A 1,796-nucleotide genomic window follows, 5' to 3' on the forward strand; every position below is an offset into this window, starting at 1 on the left:
TTTTTGTGTGGTGCAATACAAGCTGCCGACCCATGCAGGTCTCTTCAATTCCCAACTTCTTGATTTCTCGTAGGAAAAAGCGGGGATTTCTCAGGGACAGACTACGTTTTCGCAGTACTTTCTAAACGTGGTCTGTCCCAATATCCTCCCAGCCAGAGGATAAGGCCCGTTAATTCGAGCTCTTTCCATAATCAAACCCTTCGGGAATGTCAGGCCAAACTGGTTTTACGAGCAACGCATCCAGATCGTCATAGATATCCCTGAAAAAATTCGCAAGATCCATGAAATTCATACGTGTATGCACCAGTGCCGCCGTCAACATGACATCGTCCCCACTCTCCCGGGCGGAGGCCATTTTGGACATGTTGAAAAGAGCTTTCTCAAGCCTTTCCGACAACTCGGCTTCCCAATTCAGCTTGTAATCAGCCTCCCAACTGTCACCATCAAAACTACCGGTTTTTTCTTTCACCAATTGGATGATCAGGTTTTTCACCGACTCGAAATCATTCATCTCAACTTTCTCTTTTCCGCGCGGGCTTTTTTTGTTTTTGCTTCATTTACCGAACCATCGAGGTTCAACACAACCTTCACATCGTTAAATTTGTCGAAGACCTCAAGGTGGTCATTGTGAGCGTTATCAAGATAAATCTGGTCACCTTTCTTGATCTCAGGGCCAAGCTTACTTGTCGCTTGGTAGACTGCCTGCCCGTCGTATCGTTTGGACGTTTTTCGCGTGGCGTCAGCCAGATCCGAACCGAATCCTGGTTGACTGAACAAATCCTCCATTTTTTCAACTTTCGGAATTACAGGTCTCTCCGGGGTAGGCGGTTTATCAGAACCCGTTCGTTTGCCACCCGTTTTCCGGGTGACTTCCAGCACCCGTCCAACGCCTTTGACACCAAGGGCCTTGAACTCGCCAAGCGCAGCATCAATCAGGAAACGCGTTGCGACGACATAATCATCGCCATCGAATCTGAACTTTGGGTTGCCGTTTTCATGCCCGACTTTAGCTGTCTGGTTGTCAATGGCGAGCGTCTGCTCGCTCTTGTCAATCAATTTGGCGGTAAGCTTGATTGCAGCGGTAGTTTTGTATTCGTCGAGTTTTTCGAGTTCATCGGCAAATGCCGCATGCATCAGACCGTTGGCGGCCATGCTCAGAATTAACTTCATTGGCCCCATGACGGCCTGAATCGCGATGTAGGTCGCGGCTAGCTTCTCAGGATCCATGCCTTGAGTCATTGCAACTACTTTCAGCACGTTATCCAAGGCATTTTTGCCATGGTTGACCAGCTCCGCGTTGATCTCCTGTTCCGGTAGCGTCATCGTGTTCGGCCTATCCGGCTCGACGGGTTCCTCCCTGGCAATATTTGGGCAAGTGTCGTTGACCTTGCAGCTATTCAATATCTCCTCAAACTCCGCTGCCTCCTTAGCGAATGCATCAATCCCTTTCAATACGTGCGGGTCCAGATTCTTGATCTGATCCAGATCAACCCCTTGGCGTACAAAGTTCTTGGTCACTGCCAATGCGCGGTTTTGACCCAGTTCCGTGATGAGGGAATGAGGAACGTCATCCATATCGACAAACTGAGCGTTGATCGCCCGATCGAGGTTTTTCAGGAAATCGGCGCCGGCCAAGGCTTGGTTGAGCATGTTCTTTTTGAAGTCGGTAACGCTTTCGCCCCAACGCTCCAGCGTCTCTAACGGATGGCTAACGGCATCAATGGAGGAACTGCTCGCATACAACGTCGTGCGATGATCCTCATCCTTGGTGATCTCATAGGCCTTGTTCACATCAC

Annotated in this window: 1 protein-coding gene and 1 pseudogene; both read right to left on the reverse strand. The window is 49.6% G+C overall.

Features of this window, described 5'->3' with window-relative positions; translation table 11 throughout:
* Positions 1–169: 169 nt before the first annotated feature.
* On the reverse strand, positions 170–511 hold the full coding sequence (locus ACIOWA_RS27910; protein ID WP_401162924.1) for a hypothetical protein: 342 nt from the start codon (positions 509–511) through the stop codon (positions 170–172).
* Positions 508–1,796, reverse strand: a pseudogene (locus ACIOWA_RS27915) (hypothetical protein); the annotation flags it as partial. The pseudogene ACIOWA_RS27915 and the gene ACIOWA_RS27910, both read right to left, overlap by 4 nt.

Source organism: Pseudomonas sp. NPDC087614, assembly GCF_044743485.1.
In the GTDB taxonomy this organism is placed as follows: Bacteria; Pseudomonadota; Gammaproteobacteria; order Pseudomonadales; family Pseudomonadaceae; genus Aquipseudomonas; species Aquipseudomonas baetica_A.

Bases quoted from the DNA above. Each gene is read 5' to 3' on its own strand.
- ACIOWA_RS27910 (WP_401162924.1), bottom strand. From the start codon at position 511: ATGAATGATTTCGAGTCGGTGAAAAACCTGATCATCCAATTGGTGAAA.